Origin of the sequence: Nocardia pseudovaccinii NBRC 100343 (assembly GCF_001613225.1) — a bacterium.
Classification (GTDB): Bacteria; Actinomycetota; Actinomycetes; order Mycobacteriales; family Mycobacteriaceae; genus Nocardia; species Nocardia pseudovaccinii.
In genome coordinates this window covers 1-532 of the sequence record NZ_BDBY01000492.1, presented here as the reverse complement: position 1 = coordinate 532, position 532 = coordinate 1, and the positions used below count along the sequence as shown (strand labels likewise).

The following is a 532-nucleotide window of genomic DNA, read 5'->3' as shown; positions in this document are numbered from 1 at the left end:
GGCCAGCTGTTCCGGCGCGGCGAAAGCGAGGGTGGCGGTGAAGGTTCCGGTCGCGGTGAGCCCGGAGGTGGCGCCCAGTACCCGCGCGATCCCGAAATCGGTGAGCACCGCGCGTTCCTCGAGCCCGATCTGCGGGGCGGCGAGCAGAATGTTCGCCGGTTTGATGTCGCGGTGCAGCACTGCGCGCGAGTGCGCGTAGTCCAGCGCGGCGGCGCAGCCGTTGAGGATGCGCAGCACTCGCTCGATGCTCAGCTGATCCGGTGACAGTTGCGCGGCATCGGTCCCGTGGATGTATTGCATGGCGATCCACAGCTGCTCGTCGTGGATCCCGCGATCGTAGATCCCCACGATTCCTGGATGTTCCATGCGGGCAACGACACTGGCTTCCTGCTCGAAGCGGCGGCGAATCTCCGCCTCGGCACAGACCTCCCGATTGAGCAGCTTGAGCGCGAGCTGCCGCGGCAGCCGCGGATGCCGGGCCAGATACACCGAGCCCATGCCACCTCGGCCCAAAACCCCCTCGATAGCGAAA

At 66.9% G+C, this 532-nt stretch carries 1 protein-coding gene; it reads right to left on the bottom strand.

What is annotated here, in order from left to right; all coding sequences use genetic code 11:
• Positions 1-532, bottom strand: a 532-nt coding sequence (locus NP3_RS46095) for a serine/threonine-protein kinase (RefSeq protein ID WP_245721408.1), incomplete at both ends; no start/stop codon positions are given.